Origin of the sequence: Sorangium sp. So ce367 (assembly GCF_051520455.1) — a bacterium.
Classification (GTDB): domain Bacteria; phylum Myxococcota_A; class Polyangia; order Polyangiales; family Polyangiaceae; genus Sorangium; species Sorangium cellulosum_B.
In genome coordinates, this window is sequence record NZ_CP150334.1 from 2,909,278 (window position 1) to 2,929,181 (window position 19,904).

The following is a 19,904-nucleotide window of genomic DNA, read 5'->3' on the forward strand; positions in this document are numbered from 1 at the left end:
CCTCCCCGTCTCCCTGTTCAATTTTCCGCTGAAGATGCATGGGTGCAGGCAAACTGAAGCTGTATACTTGACAGTTGTAGTGTCTCGATGCAGGATGCTCCTCGTGATGACGTACAAGCTCGACGAGCTCGCGGGCGAGGCGGGGGTGGCGCCGCGCACGGTGCGGTACTACGTGCAGCGCGGCCTCCTCCCGGCGCCGGAGTTCCGCGGGAAGGACACCTCCTACGGGCGAGAGCACCTCGCGCGGCTGCGCGCCATCAAGGTCCTCCAGCAGGCGCACTTGCCGCTCGAGGAGATCCAGGCGCGCCTCGCGGGCGCGGGCCTCGACGAGATCGAGCGCATCGCCGCGGGAGCGCCGCCGCGCGCTCTGGAGGCGCGCTGCGCCGGCCCGGAGGAGGCCGCCGCGGCGCCGCGCGCCTCGAGCCCGCCCGCCGCCGCGCCGCGCGGCGCGCGCTGGGAGCGGGTCGAGCTCGCCGACGGGGTGGAGCTCCACGTGCGGACCGACGCCCCGGAGAGCTCGCGGCGCATCGCCCTCGATATCGAGTCTCGTTACACAACCCTTGCCCCGAAAGGCTCGCGATGAACCCCTCCCACGATCCTTCGCACCCGTCGCCGATGTCGTGTCTCCGCACCTCCGAGGGCCACCCCGTGCCGCTGCTCGGCGTCTCCCTCTCGGGCGAGGTCCTCGGCGGCGCGGCGCGGCTCGTCGTGCGGCAGCGCTACCGGAACGAGGAGCGCCGGCCGATCGAGGCGATCTACACCTTCCCGCTCCCGGGCGAGGCGAGCATCGCGGGCTTCGCCATGGAGTGCGCCGGCCGCAGGCTCGAGGGGGAGGTCAAGGAGCGTGAAGAGGCGTTCCAGGCCTACGACGAGGCCATCGCCACCGGCCACGGCGCGGCGCTGCTCGACGAGGAGCGGCGCAACGTGTTCACGGCGAGCGTCGGCAACCTCCTGCCGGGGGAGGAGACGGTCGTCGAGGTCACGTTCGTGCAGGCGCTCACGGCCGACGAGGGGGCGCTGCGGCTCATGATCCCGACCCTCGTCGCGCCCCGCTACATCCCCGGCGCGACCGGGGGCGACCGGACCGCGCACGGCGTCCAGGAGCCCACGGGCGACGTGCCCGACGCCGACCGCATCTCCCCCGAGATCGCGCGGGTCGACTACGGGATCACCGTGGATATCGTCTTCGATCTCGGGCGCGACGTCGCGATCGAGAGCCCCTCGCACGCGCTCTCGGTGCGCCGCGAAGAGGGGTATCGCCAGCGGGTCTCGCTCCGGAACGACAAGGCCGCGCTCGATCGGGACATCGTGCTGCTCGCGGCGGGCGCGCCGGGCGTGCAGGCAGGCGTGGTGTGCGACAGGGCCCCTGGCCAGGAGGGCACCTTCGCCCTCACCGTGGTGCCGGACCTCTTCGACACGCATGCACACGCGAAGCGGGCGTCCTCCCGGCGCGACGTCGTGTTCGTCGTCGACGTGTCGGGATCGATGCAGGGCGAGTCGCTCGACCAGGCGAAGCGCGCGCTCCGGCTGTGCCTCCGCCACCTCGCCGAGGGGGATCGGTTCGGCGTGATCGCCTTCTCCAGCGATTTCCGGTCGCTCGATCCGTCGCTCGCCCCGTTCACGCAGGCGACCCTGAAGGCCGCGGACGCGTTCGTCGAGGGCCTCCGCGCGGACGGCGGGACGGAGATGCTGAATCCGCTGCTCGCGGCCGTGAGCATGCTCGGCGACGCGGAGCGAGACCGCGTTGTCGTGCTGCTGACGGACGGTCAGGTCGGCAATGAGGCGCAGATCGTCGATCGCGTCGTCTCGCGGGGCAAGGGGGTGCGGATCTACTCGTTCGGCATCGGCACGAACGTGAGCGATGTGCTGGTGAGCGATCTCGCGCGCCGGACGGAGGGCGCCGCGGAGTTCATCCACCCGGGCGAGCGCATCGACGAGAAGGTCACGGCGCAGTTCGCGCGGGCGACGGCGGTCCGGGTCACCGGGCTCGAGGCGCGCTTCGAGGGGGTCGACGTCGGCGAGCTCGCGCCGGCCGAGCGCCCTGCGCTCGTCGACGGCGAGCCGTGGGTGCTCTACGGCCGCTACGGGCAGCCGGGGATGGGGCGTCTCTCGCTCCGCGGGACCCTGCGCGGGGAGCGCTTCCACCTCGAGGTGCCGGTCGAGCTCGCGGCGGAGGCGTCGCGGCCCGGCCTCGAGGCGCTGTGGGCGGGCGCGCGGGTGCGGGAGCTCGAGGAGTCGGAGCGCGGGCTTTCCGGCAAGCGCGCCGAGGCGATGCGAAAGCGCATCGTGGACCTCGCGGTCCGGCACCGGGTGGCGTCGAAGCACGCGTCGTTCATGGTGATCGAGCGGCGGACGGGCGACCGGCGCGCCCACGGGCAACCCGAGGCGCGGCCCGTGCCGGTGAGCGCGCCGGCGGGGTGGGGGATGTCGAGCCACCGCGGCCCGGGGGCGGCGGCGTCCGTGCCCGTGCTCGACGCGATGATGGTGAGGGCGACGGACGGGCGCGCCCCGAGGAAGGGCGGCCCGGGCGGCCCCGTCGTCATGAGATCCAGGGCCCCCGCGCCTGCTCCCATGGCGGCCGCCGCCCCGCCCAGGTCGGCGCCCGCCGCGGGCGGTCTGCTGGCGCGCGCCAAGCAGCTCTTCCAGCCCGAAGGGGCCGCGGCCGCGCGCGGCTCGGCCGACCGGGCGGCGGGCTCGGTCGCGCCCCCGGCCGCCGCCGCGCCGGGCGGCCCCGCGTCGCCGCACCACGTGCCTCCGCCGGCCCCGGCCGCCGCGCCGGCGCCGAGCGCCGTTCCAGGTGGGGTCTCGTCGCAGGGGGACGGCCTGGGGCGCGTCTTCGAGGAGCAGCTCGCGTCCGGGCTCTGGGAGCGCGGCGACTCGACCGATCTCGGCCGGCTCTTCAGCACGGCCCTGTGCCTCGCGGCGTGCCATGACCAGGGCGTCGACTCGGCCCACCCCATCTACGGCGCCCAGATCGCCAAGGCGATCGAGGCGCTCTGCGCGCTGGCCGCGTCGCTCCTCCAGCGCGGCGGCGCCGACGGGGAGGTGGCCGCGGCGCTCGCGGCGGCCTACCTCGTCGCGGGCGGCCGGCGGCTGCGGGCGCAGGTCCGCGACGCCGTGGCGGCCGCCGCGCCCGAGGCGGTACGCGCGCTGCTGGGCGAGCTCGGGGACGCCGAGCTGCTCAGGCTAAGGGTCGAGGAGCTGCACGGCGCATGACAGGCTCACCGCGGCCGGACGGCCGCGGCAGCCCTCGCGCCGCCCTCACGGGTACGTGTCGTCCCCGCCCTTCGTGCCGGCTCCCGGGCGGGTCTCGCCAGCCGGGCGGGTCTCGCCAGCCGGGCGGGCCGCACCACCCGGACGAGGCTCGCCAGCCGGTGCTGCGCCAGCCGGTGCTGCGCCAGCCGGTGCTGCGCCAGCCGGTGCTGCGCCAACCGGTGCCGCGCCAGCCGGTGCAGCGCCAGCCGGTGCCGCGCCAGCCGGGCGAGCAGGGCCCTCCGGGAGCTGCGCTGTCCCCTCGATCACGATCTCCACGCGCGGCTCCGCCGGTTGCGCCGGGGCGCCGCCGCTTGCGTCGGCAGGCGGCAGATCGGCGAAGCTCGCCAGGCTGAGCCGCGCGAGGGGCACGCCGGCCTCCTTGGGCTGCGCGAGGAAGAGCAGCACGGCGCGCGCCTGGGCGACCGTCACGTCCCAGCCGTTGCGCCACGCCACGCCGGGCGTGCCGCTCGCCGTGTGGCCGACGACCTGGTAGCCGAGGCCCTTGAGCGGCTCGTTGCTGCGGATGATCGCGGCGATGTCCCTCAGCACCTTCTCCCCCGCCGGGGAGAGCGCGTCGCGGTTCCCCTTGAACAGGACCCGGCTCGGGATCGAGATGACCACGCGGCCGTCGCGCGGCGCGACCGTGACGTCTCCGCCGGCGACCGGCAAGAACGCCCTGAGGACGTCGCTGTCGCGCTCCGACGCCGGGCGGGCCCCGGCCGGCTCGCCGCGCGGCGGCGTCGCGCCCAGCCCGACGTCGAGGCCCGAGATCGGATCGTTCGCCCAGTGTGGATCGGCCGCGGCGCCGCCGCGCGGGCCCTGCTCTTCCAGCTGGCGGACGCGCGCCTGGCTGGTCGCGAGCTCGCGCTGGAGGCGCTCGGACCGGTCGAGCTGAGCTTGCCATTCGAACTCGGTGTAACCGCACCCGGCGAGGAGCGCAGACGCGACCAGCGCGGCCAGGCCGCGCCCGGCCAAAGCGGCCCGGAGGGCGCGGGGAGGGGAGGCCTCGGCGCGCCTCTTCGCGCTCACCTCTGCGACACCCGAAACAGGCAATTGCACTTTGCAGGCTCCTTCTCGCCGGATCATCCGGATCCATCCTTCTCGCGCCGGTGCGCTGAGCGGGCGGGAGCCTATCCGAGCGGCCGTGATCCCACAAGGCGCGGCCGGGCCGGGGCGCGCCCCGGCCTCCAAGACCTGGGCAGGGGACCGGGCTGAGGGACCGGGCCGAGGGGCCGATCCGCTCCGGGATCGATCCGCCCGCGCGCGGTCCCGCGCTCGTTCGCGATGCGGGTGAGCCTGCCTACGACAGCCGCTCGTGGCCGGCGCCGTTCGGCGGCGAGGCCTGATGCACCTTCCTGCGGTTCTCGAGCTCGGCAGAGATGAGCCGCACGAGCTCCGTCGAGAGGACGATCGCCTCCCGAGGGCCATATCCATGCTTGCTCAGCTCCCGCGCGACCGACTTGGCCAGGATCTTCATCGCCGAGTCGATCTCTCCCGGCGTCTTCGATGTCGACGTCGAGAAGAGGCTCGCGGTCATCCGGGGGTCGGCGCCTCGCCCCTGGCCGTCCTCGGGCGCTCGGTGCAGCGTCGGCTCGCGCTCCGGAGGCGCTGCGCTCCGGAGCGATGGCCGATCGATCGCGTGGCTTTCGTGGTTCTCGGCCGATGCGGGCGTCGTCGTGCTCGTCGTGCTGTCCGTATGCAGCGATGTCATGTTGTGCGCACTCACGGTGGATCCCCGTCGTCGTTTAACGGTTTTCTCGCCTTCGTCCTTCGTTCCCGCGCGAGAGGTGCTGTTCATCTCGAGCTCATGCCGCGCGTCGCCGCGGCAGGCATCGGTGGATTTACGTCGCGAGACGAAGTTGACGGCAAAAAAGCAGGAATGGCACCTGCCAGGGTAGTGTGGAGGCGGACCACATCGGCCCCTGACCCCACGATAGCAGGGCTCCGATAAAGGGCATCACTTCATCGGTCGTTCGCGCGCGAACACTCATGTTCGCGCGCGCCGCCGATCGACGCCGGGGGGGCGCTCTTGCGAGACTGCAACTCTGAGTGTGCGCGCCAATGCTCCGCCCGCAGGGGGCGCCGTCCGCGGTGCGAGCGCGAGAGGTGGCTTGCCCAGGGCAGACCCGGGTGCGTCTGGCGCGCTCGCGCCGCGGGGCGCGGGGCGCCGCCGCCCGCGCTGCGCTCCGCCGGGGAGCGCGGACGCACGCGCGCGCGGATGAGGAACAATCGACGTTGAGCACGGATGGCGAGTCGGATATTCGCTGGTCGGACAGGGCTTGTTAGGAATCGCACGCCTTCCATTGACGATGTGTGTTTCCTGCGGTATTCGATGGAATCGTTGGCGGCCCGACGCTGCGGCGCCATGGGCGTCCGGAGGGGATTCCGGGCTTTGTAGAGCCGGCGGCGCGGCAGGCGGTCGATCGACGCGACGTCCTTGCTTCCGTGTGCCGCTCCATGGCGCCGTTCGCTGCGGCTCGGCCGACGCCGGACGTTCCGAGTTCATCATGTGTAGGGGGGAAGTATGGCCACACTGTGCAGGCCGGAGGTCGCGGTTCCGGAGTTCATCATCACGCGGGAAGACACGCTGAAGCTGGCGGAGCGGCTGCACGCGAGAAACCCGCAGCTGAAGCTCGTACTGCGGCTCATCAACGGCACCGGGGTGCAGAAGCGGCACATCGTGCAGCCGCTGGAGCAGGCGCTCGCTCACCCTGGTTTCGAGATCAGAAATAGGATTTACGAACGGGAGGCCAAGCGACGGGTGCCGCCAGTGATACGGCAGGCGCTGGAGAACGCCGAGCTCACGGCGCGGGACATCGACGCCATCATCTTCGTCTCGTGCACCGGCTTCATGATGCCGTCTATGACGGCCTATCTGATCAACGCCATGGGCTTCCGGCACGATACGCGCCAGATCCCCATGGCGCAGCTCGGCTGCGCGGCCGGGGCGGCGGCCATCAGCCGCGCGCACGACTTCTGCGCGGCTCACGCGAAGGCCAACGTGCTCATCGTGGCCTGCGAGTTCTGCTCTCTCTGCTACCAGCCGACGGACGATGACGTCGGATCGCTCCTGTCCGACGGCCTCTTCGGGGACGCGGTGGGCGCGGTCGTCGTCCGGGGCAGCGGGGGCACCGGCATCCGGCTGGAGCGGAACGAGGCGTATCTCATCCCGGACACCGAGGAGTGGATCTCGTACGCCGTCAAGGACACGGGGTTTCACTTCCGGCTCGACAAGCGGGTCCCCGGGACTATGAAGCCCCTCGCCCCCGTGATGCGCCGGCTCGTCTCGAGCCACGGCTGGGACGTGGGCAACCTCGACTTCTACATCGTCCACGCGGGCGGTCCGCGCATCCTCAACGATCTGTGCAGGTACCTGGAGGTGCCGCAGGAGTCGTTCCGGTACAGCAGGGCCACGCTGACGGAATACGGCAACATCGCGAGCGCGGTGGTGCTCGACTCTCTAGGACGCCTGTTCGCGGACAGGCCGATGCCCGACGGCGCGCGCGGCGTGATCGCGGGGTTCGGCCCGGGGATCACGGCGGAGATGGCCGTCGGTTCCTGGGTGAACGATCACGGCCAGAGCAGGGGCGGAGCGCGTTCGTCCTCCGCCGCGTGACAGCGGCCCTGTCGCTCCTGCCATGAAAATCGTGTGAGAAGAGGAAGGGAAGGCTGATGACCAACGCATCGCTCAAGACGCCGTCGCTGAGGTTCACGCTCGGAGGCGACCGTCCCGTATGCCGCATGGGTTATGGCGCCATGTACCTGACCGGGCCGGGCTACTGGGGGCCGCCGGCCGACCCGGACGCGGCCGTCCGGCTCCTGCGTCGCGCCGTCGACCTCGGGGTGAACTTCATCGACACCGCCGACGCCTACGGCCCGGACACCAACGAGCAGATCATCCGCCGTGCCCTCCATCCGTACCCGGCGGGGCTCGTGATCACCACCAAGGGCGGGCTGCTGCGCTCCGGACCGGAGGACTGGACCGTCCAGGGGCGCCCGTACATCGTCCCGTGCGGGCGTCCGGCGTACCTCCGCCAGCAGGTGGAGATGAGCCTGCGAAACCTCGGGCTCGAGCGCATCGAGCTCTATCAGCTCCACCGCATCGACCCGGCCGTACCGCTGGCCGATCAGCTCGGCGAGCTCGCGCGGCTCAAGGAGCAGGGCAAGATCCACCATATCGGCCTCTCCGGGCAGCCCGAGGTCACCGTGGAGCAGCTCGCCAAGGCGCGCGAGATCACCGAGATCGCCGCCGTGGAGAACCTGTACAACGTCGCGGACCGGTCCGGGGAGAAGGCCCTGCGGTACGCCGAGCAGCACGGCATGGCGTTCATCCCGTGGTTCCCCATGGGACACGGCGACCTCGCCAAGCCCGGCAGCGTCCTCTCCGGGCTCGCCAAGGAGCGCGGCGCGACGCCCGCCCAGCTGGCCCTCGCCTGGCTGCTGCACAGGTCGCCGTCCATCCTCGCCATCCCCGGCACCTCGTCCATCAAGCACCTGGAAGAGAACTGCCGCGCGGCGGACATGAAGCTCGACGAGAGCGAGCTGGCCGCCATCGAGGACGCCGCCGCCGCCGCGAAGACGTGGCGTCCATCGGCGTCGGAATCGGGGGCCGCCCGCACGGAGGAGATGCCATGAGCACCCAGCTGCAAACCAGCGCCGCCCACCCGAACGTCCAGAAGCTGCGCACCCTCTACGCCGATCTGTCGCGCATCGGGGAGTTCGTCGCCGACGACATGGTCCTGCACACAGCGCACCGGGAGCTCTGCCGCGACAGGGCCGCCGGCCGCGTCGTCGGCAAGGCGGCCGCCGCCACCCACGAGCGCGAGCTGATCCGCATGACCGGCGGCACGCTGCTGATGGACGTGCAGCACATCTTCGCCAACGATCACTTCGGCGCCGCGTTCGGCGTGCTGCGCGCCCACCTCGGCGGCGCGAGCCTGGCGATGCCGTTCTGCGGGGTCTGGCGCTTCCGCGGGGGCCTGATCACGGAGCACTGGGAGAACGCGTACGACGTGGCCTCCGTGATGGCGTTCCTCGGCGACGAGAGCGGCGCCCCGCCCGCCTGAGGCGCCGAGGGGCCGCGCCACGACGGCCTCGCCCCACCCTTTGTCGTTCCCGCCACCCTCCCGGATCTGCTACTGCTGCGCGCCGCGCCGGTGCCCTCCCGGGCACGGCGAGCTCCCCCGGGGAGCGCGCTCGCCGCACGTCAGCCATGGCTCAAGGTTACCTCTTCCTCATCATCGCCCTCGTCTTCAACGCGACAGCGAACATCCTGATGAAGCTGGCGTCGCGGCGCGTCCCCTCGATGGAGGGGCTGTCCCTCTTCGAGAAGTGCCTCGCGCTCGTCACGAACTACCACCTCGTGCTGGGGCTCGTGCTCTTCGCGTCGAACATCCTGTTCTACGTCCTGGCGCTCAAGCGCATCAACCTGTCGATCGCCTATCCGATCATGTCGTCGGGCGGCTTCCTGCTCATCTCGGTCTTCTCCGTCTACGTCCTGCACGAGACGCTGACGGCGCTGCAGATCGGCGGCATCGTCCTGATCGCGGCGGGGATCGCGCTGCTCGCGTACAACATCGCCTAGGCCCCCGGCCGGCCTCCGCGGCGCGACGCCGGACTGCCAAACCGGCCTGCCGGTCCGCCCGCCCTCGGCGTGGGGCCGTGGTACGGTGGCGCGCGCCTCGCGCCCGAACGCCCTCACCCCGGAGACCGCCGCCATGCGCAGCCGAACGCTCCCGCGTGCCTTGCTCGCCGTGCTCCTCACGACGCCGCTCGCGACGCCGCTCGCGACGACCGCGTGCCATGGCGCGCGGAAGGACGCCGCGCACCCCTCGCCCGGCCGGGCCGGCGCCGCCTGCGGGCGCGGCGATCCGATGACGCGGACCGAGCTCTTCTTCGGTCTGGACCGGTTCGAGCTGCCCCCCGTGACGCAGGCGGAGTGGCAGCAGTTCGTCGACACGGCGATCACCCCGCGCTTCAAGGACGGGCTGACCCAGTTCGATGTCGACGGCCAGTACCTCGCGACGACGGGGAAGCTCATCCGCGAGGACAGCCGGCTGATCATGCTCCTCCACGACGGCGGCCAGGTCGCCTCGGACGCCATCGACGCGATCCGCAAGGAATACAAGGTTCGCTTCAACCAGGAATCCGTGCTGCGCATCGACGAGCCCGTCTGCGTCGGCTTCTGACGCCTGGAACCGCCGCTGAAGGCAGCGCTCCGCCCGCCGCGGGGACAGCGCATGTCCCGCGCGTGTCTGTTCGGAACAGCGCCTGTTCTCTCGGCCCGGCGGGCCCCTGATCGCGAAGATTCTTGACCCGAGGGGGGCTGGGAGACAGAGTTTTATTACAACTGCCAGGCTTCGGTCGGCGCATGGCCGCGCATTGCATTGCGCGCATCCGTCGGCGTGCTCGTGCCTGGCGTTCATACAAAAAGCGTTCGACGCGAGCGCTCCTGCTCGGCTCCACCCGGAGCAAGGAGATCCCCGTGCTGATGAGGCTTCCCTGGCGGCCCGGATGGGCCATGACGATGGTGGCTGTCCTTGGGTGCTCCGGCTCCGAAGGGCCTCCTCCGGAGGAGGAGAGCGTCCTGGAGAGCCAAGATGAGGTGCGCTACGACTTCCATGCACCCGCGTCAGGAAGGACGGTGTTCGCGGACGTCGTGGCCATCGATCAGATGTTCGTCTACGATCGCCTCGGCGCGTTCAACCCCGGGGGCATGGTGTACGCGCTCCGCCGGGACGTGGTGGCCGCCGATCCGTCGAAGTCCATCGGTCCCGGCAACGCGACGCTGCGCCCGGGCAAGCGCCCGAGGCCCCTCGTCCTGCGGGTCAACGCCGGCGACAGGCTCTCCATCTCGTTCACCAACTGGCTCACGCCCGCGACCGGCCCGCTGCCGAGCACCTCCGCGTCGACCCGTGACGCCTCGATCCAGGTGGTCGGGCTCCAGATCCGGAACATCGACGCGCTCGCGGGCGACGTCGGGAAGAACGAGAGCTCCCTGGCCGCGCCGGGCGAGACGCGCACGTACGAGCTCTTCGCCGGCCGCGAGGGAACGTTCCTCATGCACAGCGGCGGCGCCATGGTCGGCTCGGAGCCGGGGCCGGGGCGGCGGATCTCCCAGACGCTGTACGGCGCCGTCACCGTCGAGCCGCCGGGCGCGGTCGCGTACCGCTCGCAGGTGACGGCCGCGGAGCTCTCGGCCGCCTCCCTGAACCCGTCGAACCCGGACGGCACGCCGCGCATCGACTACAACGCGGTCGACGCGTCCGGTCAGCCGATCCTGAAGATGATCGATGACGCCGGCGAGATCGTGCACGGCGACGTCAACGCCATCATCGCGGGCTTCGACGAGACGGAGGCCGGGTCCCCTGCCTCCGAGAACATGGGCTATTTCCGCGAGTTCACGGTGCTCTTCCACGACATCCTGAGCGTCGTGCAGCCCATCGCGGAGTACCAGGCGGACCCGCGCTACAACGGCGTACGCACCGGCTTCGGCATCAACTACGGCGCCGCCAGCCTGGGCAGCGCCGTCTTCGCCAACAAGCGGAAGATCGGCCCGAGCAAGCGCTGCGAGGAGTGCAAGTTCGAGGAGTTCTTCCTGAGCTCGTGGGTCAACGGGGATCCGGCGCTGAACATCGATCGGGACGACGCCGGCAACGCGACAGAGGCGCTCTATCCGGACGACCCATCGAACGTATCCCACGGTTACCTCGGGGATCCCGTCCGCGTCAGGAACCTCCACGCCGGCCCCAGCGAGACGCACGTCTTCCACCTCCACGGCCACCAGTGGCTGCGGTCGCCGGGCAACGAGAAGAGCGCGTACATCGACTCGCAGACCATCGGCCCGAGGGCCGCCTACACGTATGACATCACCTATGGCGGAGGCGGCAACCGCAACCTCTCCGTGGGAGACGCCATCTACCACTGCCACCTGTATGCCCATTTCGCGCAGGGCATGTGGGGGCTCTGGCGCACGCACGACGTCTTCGAGGCGGGCACGCCGGACCGCTCGCTCCCGGACGGCGAGCTCGCGGCGGGGACGCCCACGCCCGCGGTCGTGCCGATCCCCGGCGTCGCGCTGGCGCCGATGCCGACCTACGAGCGGACGTCGGTCAGGATGGCCGACGGGAAGACCGTGGAGCGCGACCCCATGCCGGGTTATCCGTTCTACGTCGCCGCGGTCGCGGGGCACCGGCCGTCGCAGCCGCCCCGCGACATGGAGCACGACGGCGGGCTCCCGCGCCACTACATCGCGAACGTGCCGCCGGGAGGCGCGGCGGTCGGCGGCCGCGGCCTCTTCGACGTGCAGCTCTCCAAGGCCGACGTGCAGCTCTTGCCGAAGGACGGCACCCCGTCGGAGGTGGCGGCCGCCAACTTCCACGCGGGCGAGTTCCCGGGCGCCGTGCGCGCGCCGGAGCGCTACGGCTTCCCCGTCAAGGGCTACCCCGCCTTCACGGCGGACGGCAAGCCGGCGCTCTTCCTCGTGAACGGCCAGCCGCCGGCCGCGGGCGCCCCCTTCGCGGACCCGTGCCCGCCAGACGCGCCGGTGCGCACCTACCGCGCGGCCTACGTCCAGACCAACGCCCCGGTGAACCGGGCCGGCTGGCACGACGCGCAGGCGCGCATGATCGTCCTCGAGAAGGACGTCGAGGCCACCCTCGACGGCACGAGGGCGCCGGAGCCGCTGTTCATCCGCGCGCAATCCGGCGAGTGCGTCGTGTTCCACGCGACGAACCTCATCCCGGCGGCGCTCGCGGCGGACGACTTCCAGGTCTTCTCGCCCACCGACGTCATCGGCCAGCACATCCACCTCGTGAAGTTCGACGTCACCTCCTCGGACGGCGGGGCGAACGGCTTCAACTACGAGGACGGTGCGCTCGCGATGGAGGAGGTCGCGGCGCGCATCCAGGCGGCCAACGCGCTCGGCGGGGCCCTCGCCGCCGGCGTCAGGAGCGGCGAGCCCGGGGCGCGCGTGCGGCTCGAGGACCCGACGCGCCACCCGCGCATGACCACGGCGTCGCTCGGGGCGCAGACCACGACACAGCGCTGGTTCGCCGATCCGATCATGAGCGAGGCCGGCCAGGACCGCGCGCTGAGCACGGCCTTCACCCACGATCACTTCTCGGCCTCATCGCACCAGCACCACGGGCTCTACGGCGGCCTCGTCGTCGAGCCGGCCGGCTCGATCTGGCGCGATCCCGAGACCGGAGCGCTCTTCGGCGATCGCAGCGACGGCGGGCCGACGAGCTACCGCGCCGACATCCTGTTTCCGCCGGGCGACCCCCGGAGCCCGTTCCGCGAGTTCAACCTGAGCATCGCCGACTATGGCCCCGTCTACGACGAGTGCGGCCGGCCGGTGAACCCGTCGTCGCAGGCGCCCGCGCCGCTGCCGGTGGCCATCACCCATGGGCCCTCCACCCCCGACGCCATCTCGTGGCGTGACTCGGGCGTCGGGCTCATCAATTACCGGAACGAGCCGATCCCGCTCCGGATCGCCGAGCGCAACTGCAGCACGCGCGCGGTCGTCCAGAAGAGCGGCGACGCCGGCGCCATGCACAACGTCTTCAGCTCGCGCATCCACGGGGATCCCGCGACGCCGCTGCTCCGCGCGTACGAGGGCGATCGCACGCTGATCCGCCTCACCCAGGGCGCGCAGGCGGAGCAGCACGTGTTCACCGTGCACGGGAAGAAGTGGCTGAACGAGTCGACCGATCCCGACAGCGGCTACGCCAACGGGCAGGTCATCGGCGTCTCGGAGCAGGCGGACCTCGCGCTCGACGCGGCGCCCCTCTTCCGGAAGAACGCGGCGGGCGGCGCGGACTACCTCTATGCGGGCGCGCCGACGGACGATCTCTGGGAGGGGCGGTGGGGCATCCTGCGCGTCCACGGCGAGCGGCAGGCGGATCTCCTGCCGCTCTCGGGCGCGTCGCTGCCGAGGGGCAGGCGCCGGGAGGTCGAGGTGTGCCCGCCGGAGGCGCAGAAGAGGGCCTATGTCGTCCACGCGATCACCGCGAAGGGCAACCTGCCGGACGATCGCCTCACGTACAACGCGACGTACGGGCTCCACGATCCCAACGCCATCCTGTTCGTCCTCGAGGAGGACCTGGCCGCCCTGCGCTCGGGCGCGCGCCCGCCCGAGCCGCTCGTCCTGCGCGCGGCGGCCGGCGAGTGCGTCGAGGTCACGCTCGTCAACGACCTGCCCGAGGAGCTGCCGAAGTCGCCTCACTGGAACTACAACGCTCCCATCGTCGACGGGTTCAACGTCAACCAGGTGAAGCCGTCGAACCGCGTCTCGCTGCACCCGCAGCTCGTGGCGTATGACGTGACGGCGAGCGACGGCGCGAGCGTGGGCGAGAACCCCGATCAGACGGTCGAGCGCGGGAAGCAGCGGACGTACACCTGGTATGCCGGCGACATCTCCGTGACGACCCGGGGCGACGTCCGCTGGCAACCCATCGAGCTCGGCGCCGTGAACCTCAAGGACATGGCGGACGTGGTGAACCACCCGATGCACGGCGGGATCGGCGCGCTGATCGTCGAGCCGGAGGGCGCCGTCTGGTACCCGAGCCGGAATTCCCGCGCAGCCGCCCAGGTGAAGTACAGGGACGAGAACGGCTCCGAGATCTGGTTCCGCGAGTTCGTGCTCCTCTACCAGGACGAGGTGCCCTTGCAGTCGGATCAGGCGGCTTTCCGCTGCCTCAACCCGGCCCTGGGCTGCGGCGCCACCCTCGCGAACGTCGCTGGCCCTCCCGATCCCGACTTCACGGGCCACAAGGCGTTCAACTACCGCGCCGAGCCCATCTGGGCGCGGCTCGGCGTGGGGCCGGACGCGCCTCTCGGCACCCGCCCGGGCCTCGACGTCAGCGGCGTCTTCAGCTCGGCGGGGCGCGGCGATCCGGCGACGCCGGTCTTCACGGCGGGGCGCTATGACCGCGTGCGCTTCCGGGTGATGCAGGCCTCGGGGCACCGGCGCCAGCACTCGTTCGGGCTCTCGAACACGGAGTGGGCGTACAACCCGTGGGCGCAAGGCTCGGGATCCCGGTACCAGGGCCGGAACAGCAAGAGCTTCGCCGTGAGCGCGCACAGCGGCATCGGCCCCATGACCGCGTGGACGGTGACTCCCTACTTCAGGTCGGGCGGCATGTTCGAGGTCCCCGGCGATCGCCTCTACATGGACCAGTCGAACGCCATGCTCACCGGCGGGCTCTGGGGCATCTGGCGGGTCACGCCGTGAGCGGGAGGAGGGGCCTGTGATGCGACGGATCTCGATGGACGGCGCCTCGATGGGCGCGCGCGGACTCTGGCTCTCGCTGGCCTGGCTCAGCGCCTCTGCGGCGCTCGGCTGCGGCCGGAGAGAGGCGCTCCCCGCCTCGCAGGACCCGGGGGCCGAGCGGCCGGCGCAGCCGGCGCAGCTCGCGCCGCCGGCGCAGCCCGAGGAGCCGGCGGCTCCCCTGCAGGAGAGCCGGGTCGAGCGCGATGGGCTCTCCATCGCGTTCGCCCTGCGGCCGCTGGATCGCGGCCAGCAGGGCGGGGGGACCGGCCCCGGGGCGGCGCCGGCCGCGGCGGTGGCGGGCTCCGACGTCGTGGCCGAGTTCACCATCACCGACGCGTCCACGGGCGCGCCGGTCCGTGGCCTCACGCCCCTCGGCTGGATGTCGCGCCGCGCCGGGGCCGACGGCGCCGCCGCGGCGAGCTTCTCCGGCGGCGCGTCCGCGGCGAGCCTCGCCAGCGGCGCGGTCGACGCCGCGCCGGACGAGGCGGCGTGCCGGGGGAAGATCAAGAGCTTCATGGCGGGCCTCCTGTCCGTGCGCCCCGAGGTCGACATGAACGCCTACCTCCTCTGGACGCTGAACCAGGACAACTCCCTCTCGGCCATCAACCCGCAGGTCGCCCTCGCCAGGACGCAGCTCCGGAGCGTGGTCAGCCTCGCGGGCCGCGGCGTCTCGTTCGTCATGCACCCCGACCGGGAGAGCCTCTACGTCACGCTCCGGGGCGGGCAGGGCCTCGCCGTTGTCGACACGCGGCGGGGGCTCGTCCGGACGAACGTCCCCGTCGGCCAGGATCCGTCGCGCGTCGTGGTCGCCCCCGACGGGCGCACGGTCTGGGTGGGCAACGACGGCGACGGGACGGTGAGCGTGATCGACGCCCGCTCGACGGACGTCCTAAGGACGCTCCCGGTGGGCCCGGGCCACCACGAGATCGCCTTCACCGGCGGCGGCCGCGCCGCGTGGATCACGAGCCAGCAGGGCGAGTCGGTGGCCGTGGTGGACGGCGAGACGCTCGAGCCGCTCGGCGAGATCGCGGTGGGCGAGGGGGTCGTCTCCATCGCGGCGAGCGATGAAGCGGGCGTGGTCCACGCGGCGAACGCCGCGCGCGGCGAGGTCGTGATCCTCGACGTCGCGCGCCGCGCCGTCGCCGGGCGCGTCGCCCTGAAGCCCGGGCTCGGCGCGCTCCAGTTCGACCCGCGCGGGCGGTTCTCGTTCGCGCTGAACCCGTCCGCGAACGAGGTCGCCGTCCTCGACGGCGCGACGGGCGCGGTGGCGCACACGCTCACCGGGCTGGCCGCGCCGGACGCTGTCACCTTCACCGGGGCCTTCGCCTACATCCGCAACCGGGGCGCCGCGCGGGTCTCGCTCGTCGACCGGTCGGCCCTCGGCGGCCCGGCGACCCCGCCCCTCGTCGACATCGCGGTCGGCCAGGGCCCGCCTCTCGTCGCTGCGGCGCCGCCAGGGCCGGCCGCGCTCGCCACGCCCATCGCGCCCCTGCCCGAGGGCAACGGCGCCCTCGTCGCGAGCCCGGCCGACAAGGCGCTCTACGTCTACGTGGAGGGCATGATGGCCCCGATCGGCACCTTGCCGAGCTACGGCCGCGAGCCGCGATCGATCCTCGTCGAGGACAGGTCGCTCAAGGAGGTGCGCCCGGGCGTGTACGCGACAACGGTGCGCCTCGGCGAGGGGGGGCTCTACGACGTCGAGCTCCTCCTCGACCGCCCGCGGACGGGGGTGTGCCTCGAGGCGACCGTGGCGCCCGCGCGCTGCGCCCCGGGCGACGGCGAGGCCGACGCGTCCGGCTGCGGGGGCGATCCCGTGAAGGACATCGCGATCGCGCCGCTCTTCGAGCCCGATCTGCGGCTCGCGGCGGGCGAGCCCGCGACGCTGCGCTTCCGCGCGACCGCAGGCGAAGGGGGCCCTCCGCTCGACGCGCTCGACGCTGAGGACATCGAGGTGATGGTCGTCCGGTTCCCGGCCGGGTACCGCTTCCGCGGCGCGCCGCGGGCCGAGGGGGACGGCACGTTCTCCGTCGCGTTCACCCCGCCCGCGCCGGGCCAGTACCGCTTCCTCGCCGCCGTCCCTGGGCGCGGGGCGCCTGTCGGCGCGCTCCCGTTCGTCCCGCTGCGGGTCTCCGCGCGCGGCGCCGGCGCGCAGGGCGGAGGTGCGCGATGAGGCCCGGGGCGGCCCTCGCCGCGGCGGCCCTCGCGCTCGCGATCTGCTCGGCCGCGCGCTTCACGCCCGCGGAGGGCAAGGCGCCGCGCGTGGAGCGGATGAAGATCGGCGGCGTCTCCCGGGAGGACGACGCCGCCGCGGCGCGGTACTTCACCAACACCGAGCTCGTCGACCAGCACGGCCGCGCGCACCGCTTCTACGACGGGCTGCTGCGGGGCCGGAAGGTGCTCATCAACTTCGCCTTCACCTCGTGCAAGGGCGTCTGCCCCACGATGACGGCGAACCTCGCGCGCGTGCAGGCGCTGCTGCGGGCGCGCGGGCAGGCGGTGACGATGCTGACGATCACGGTCGACCCGGAGAACGACACGCCGGCCGCGCTGAAGGAGTACGCCGCGAAGTTCAAGGCGGGCGAGGGCTGGTACTTCCTGACCGGCACGCCCGAGAACGTCGCCACGGTGCTGAAGCGCCTCGGCGGCCAGGTGAAGCGGCCCGACGAGCACACGATGACGCTGCTCGTCGGCGACACGTCGACCGGCATGTGGCTGAAGGCGTTCGCCACCGAGGAGCCCGAGGCGCTCGCGCGCGCCGTCCAGCACCTCAACGACCCACGGTGAGGCCGACATGCGTTTCCTGTCGCTCGGTGCGTTGAAAGCGCTGGTCGTTATCCTCGCCGGCGCGCTCGCCGCGGCCTCGTGCGGCCGCGGGAGCGCGCCTCCCGGCGAGCACGCCGCCCCCGCTCCCGCGGGGCCGCCTGGGCATGCTCTGGACGTCTCCGCGGCCGCGGGGCCGCCTGGGCTCTCCGCGGACGGCGCGGCGGAGGTGCGCGCCTCGCCGGCGACGGGCGTCGAGGTGCTGGACGAGGAGCTCGTGGATCAGGACGGCCGCCCCGTCCGTCTGCGCGAGCTCGCCAGGGACCGGGTGCTTGCCGTCAATTTCATCTTCACGACCTGCACGACGATCTGCTCGCCGATGACGGCCATCTTCGGCCGGCTCCAGGCCGAGCTCGGCGGCGCGCTGGACCGGGACGTGCGGCTCGTCTCGATCTCGCTGGACCCCGCGATGGACACGCCGGAGCGGCTGAACGCGTACGCCGAGAAGTTCGGCCGGCGGAAGGGCTGGTCCTTCCTGACGGGGCGGCGCGAGCGCGTGAACCGCGTGCTGGACGCGCTCGGAGGGCGCGCGCCGATCAAGGAGCGGCACGCGCCGATCACGCTCATCGGGCGCGAGGCGGAGGGCCGCTGGACGCGGGTCGAGGGCATCGCGCCGCCGGGGCGCCTGGCGGACGAGGTCCGGGCGTTCCTTCCGCCGCGAGGGGCAGCGGCGCGGAGCGCGGGCGGTGGCTAGGGCGAGGGCCCGTTCTGGCAGGGGGCGGCTCGGCCTCCTGGCGGCGGTGCCGGCGGTGGCGCTCTGCGCGGTCGCGGCGTGGGCGCTCGGCCGTGATGAGGGAGCGCCCCGGGCGTACGCGCCTGCGGCGGGCGAGGTGGCGTCATGCGAGGAGCTCTCGCCGGCCGCCCGGCGCGGCAAGCGCATCTACCAGCGCGGCGCGACCGAGGACGGCCGGGCCATCGAGGGCGCGATCGCCAGCGGCGCCGCGGCGCTCTCCGGCCGAGAGGCCGCCTGCGCGGGCTGCCACGGCCCCAGCGGGCAGGGGACGACCGAGGGGGGCGTCACTGCACCGCCGCTCGCGGCCGAGCGGCGCCTGGCGGCCAGCGGCGAGCGCGGTGGGGGAGCAGGGCAGGGGAGGGCGACAGGCGAGGGGGCGATGACCGCCGCCGCGCTGGTGACGGCGATCCGCGAGGGGCGAGGGCCCGCGGGGCAGCGGCTGAGTCCGGTGATGCCGCGGTACCGCCTGGCGGACGCGGATCTATGGGATCTTGTTGAATATTTGGATTGTGTCGGCCGGGATCTGGACCCTGGCGTCACGGCGGGCTTGGTGGCGCTGGGCGCCGCGCTGCCGCTGACCGGGCCGGATGCGCCGGTGGGCGCGGCCGCGCGCGACGTGCTGATGGCGGCCTTCGCCGAGGTGAACGCGCGGGGCGGCCTCTACCGGCGGAGGCTCGAGCTGCGCGTGGAGGACAGCGCCGGGCCGGCGGGCGAGGCCGGGGCGACGGCGCGCCTCCTGGATCGGGGCGTGCTGGCGCTGGTGGGGAGCGCCTTCGACGGGGATCCGGCGCTGCGGGCGCGCCTCTCGGAGGAGCGGGCGCCGCTCGTGGGGCCCTTGGCGCTGGCGGGCGCACCCGGGTTGGCCGGCGGCGCGGGCGCACCGGGGTTGGCTGGCGGCGCCCCTGGTCGCGCGCGGGATGTCGCGGCAGGGGGCGCGGCCGGGGCCGACGATGTCGTGTTCCAGGTGCTGCCGGGGCCCGACGTGCTGGCCCGCGTGGCGGTCAAGCACCTCGCCGGCGCTCCTGCGAACGCGGGGTCGCTCGCGCTGGTCGTGCACACGCGCGACCGCGCCGGCGAGGCCTGGGCGTCGGGCGCGCGCGCGGAGGCAGCTCACCGCGATCTTCCTGCGCCGCAGGCGCTCTCCTTCGAGCCAGGCCGCCTCTCGCAGCGCGACGTGGCCGGCGCGGTGCGGGCGCACGGGGCGCGGGCCGTTCTCTTCTGGGGCCCCGGCGCGGACCTCGCGAGCGCCAGGGCGGCGCTGGACGACGCCGGCTCGGCCGCGCCGATCTACGCCTCGCTGGGATCGCTCGCCGGAAGTGCCGGGGCGCCGTCCCGCGAGCTCGCCGGCCGCGTGCTGTTCCTGTACCCAGGCTCCCTGGGCGAGCGGGAACGGGCATCAGAGGACGCGCTGCAGGCGTTCCTGCGCCGGGCCGGCGTCGCGCCGGGGCCGCCCGGGATCCAGGCGAGCGCCTACGTCGCGGCGCAGATCGCGATCGAGGCGCTGAAGCGCGCCGGCGCCTATGCGACGCGGGAGGGGCTGATCGCGGCGCTCGAGCGGCTGCGAGACTTCGACGCGGGCCCGGCGCCGCCCGTGACCTTTGCCCGGAACCGCCGGACCGGCGTCCTCGGAGCGAGCGTCTTCCGGATGGATCCGACGTCCGACACCGCCGTGCGAGCGTCGGAGTGGATCGAGGTGGTCCCGTAGGGCGGGGCCATCCCGACATCGGTCCTCCCTGCCCAGGCACCGTGCTCTCGTGACCAGGGCGAGTGCAACCATCGCGCGCGCGTCCTCGCCCGAGCCGATGAGCTCAGCGACCCAAAGTG

14 protein-coding genes are annotated in these 19,904 nt (G+C 73.0%); 12 read left to right on the forward strand and 2 right to left on the reverse strand.

Going from position 1 to position 19,904, the window contains the following annotated elements; all coding sequences use genetic code 11:
• The first annotated feature begins 106 nt into the window (after positions 1–106).
• Entirely contained in the window at positions 107–583 is a 477-nt protein-coding gene (locus tag WME97_RS11330) for a helix-turn-helix domain-containing protein (RefSeq protein WP_437555360.1), read from the forward strand.
• Positions 580–3,216 carry a VIT domain-containing protein gene (locus tag WME97_RS11335; RefSeq protein ID WP_437551913.1) on the forward strand — a complete coding sequence of 879 codons (2,637 nt, stop codon included), beginning with the start codon at positions 580–582 and terminating at the stop codon, positions 3,214–3,216. The genes WME97_RS11330 and WME97_RS11335 overlap by 4 nt, the downstream gene beginning before the upstream one ends.
• Positions 3,217–3,261: 45 nt before the next feature.
• On the opposite strand, the gene WME97_RS11340 is transcribed toward WME97_RS11335, so the two are convergent.
• Positions 3,262–4,284, reverse strand: coding sequence for an OmpA/MotB family protein (locus tag WME97_RS11340; protein WP_437551914.1), 1,023 nt, complete (start codon positions 4,282–4,284; stop codon positions 3,262–3,264).
• Between the two features lie 271 nt (positions 4,285–4,555).
• Positions 4,556–4,966 carry a hypothetical protein gene (locus tag WME97_RS11345; protein WP_437551915.1) on the reverse strand — a complete coding sequence of 137 codons (411 nt, stop codon included), beginning with the start codon at positions 4,964–4,966 and terminating at the stop codon, positions 4,556–4,558.
• An 813-nt stretch (positions 4,967–5,779) separates the two neighbouring features.
• Between WME97_RS11345 and WME97_RS11350 the strand changes: the two genes are divergently transcribed.
• The 10 genes from WME97_RS11350 (at position 5,780) to WME97_RS11395 (ending at position 19,785) form a co-directional block, all read left to right on the forward strand.
• Entirely contained in the window at positions 5,780–6,871 is a 1,092-nt protein-coding gene (locus WME97_RS11350; protein ID WP_437551916.1) for a type III polyketide synthase, read from the forward strand.
• A gap of 56 nt (positions 6,872–6,927) precedes the next feature.
• Entirely contained in the window at positions 6,928–7,890 is a 963-nt protein-coding gene (locus WME97_RS11355) for an aldo/keto reductase (RefSeq protein WP_437551917.1), read from the forward strand.
• Positions 7,887–8,321 carry a nuclear transport factor 2 family protein gene (locus WME97_RS11360; RefSeq protein WP_437551918.1) on the forward strand — a complete coding sequence of 145 codons (435 nt, stop codon included), beginning with the start codon at positions 7,887–7,889 and terminating at the stop codon, positions 8,319–8,321. Before WME97_RS11355 ends, WME97_RS11360 begins: the two co-directional genes overlap by 4 nt.
• A gap of 146 nt (positions 8,322–8,467) precedes the next feature.
• Positions 8,468–8,839, forward strand: coding sequence for a DMT family transporter (locus tag WME97_RS11365; protein WP_437551919.1), 372 nt, complete (start codon positions 8,468–8,470; stop codon positions 8,837–8,839).
• A gap of 133 nt (positions 8,840–8,972) precedes the next feature.
• Positions 8,973–9,443: a DUF3574 domain-containing protein gene (locus WME97_RS11370; RefSeq protein WP_437551920.1), complete on the forward strand. Its 471-nt coding sequence runs from the start codon at positions 8,973–8,975 to the stop codon at positions 9,441–9,443.
• Positions 9,444–9,781: 338 nt separating this feature from the next.
• Entirely contained in the window at positions 9,782–14,488 is a 4,707-nt protein-coding gene (locus WME97_RS11375) for a copper oxidase (RefSeq protein WP_437551921.1), read from the forward strand.
• 19 nt (positions 14,489–14,507) lie between these two features.
• A complete protein-coding gene (locus tag WME97_RS11380; protein WP_437551922.1) occupies positions 14,508–16,697 on the forward strand; it encodes a YncE family protein in 2,190 nt (729 codons plus the stop codon).
• A complete protein-coding gene (locus tag WME97_RS11385) occupies positions 16,694–17,311 on the forward strand; it encodes an SCO family protein (RefSeq protein WP_437551923.1) in 618 nt (205 codons plus the stop codon). Before WME97_RS11380 ends, WME97_RS11385 begins: the two co-directional genes overlap by 4 nt.
• A gap of 7 nt (positions 17,312–17,318) precedes the next feature.
• Positions 17,319–18,041: an SCO family protein gene (locus WME97_RS11390; protein WP_437551924.1), complete on the forward strand. Its 723-nt coding sequence runs from the start codon at positions 17,319–17,321 to the stop codon at positions 18,039–18,041.
• Positions 18,034–19,785 carry a cytochrome c/ABC transporter substrate-binding protein gene (locus WME97_RS11395; RefSeq protein WP_437551925.1) on the forward strand — a complete coding sequence of 584 codons (1,752 nt, stop codon included), beginning with the start codon at positions 18,034–18,036 and terminating at the stop codon, positions 19,783–19,785. Before WME97_RS11390 ends, WME97_RS11395 begins: the two co-directional genes overlap by 8 nt.
• Positions 19,786–19,904: the final 119 nt, after the last annotated feature.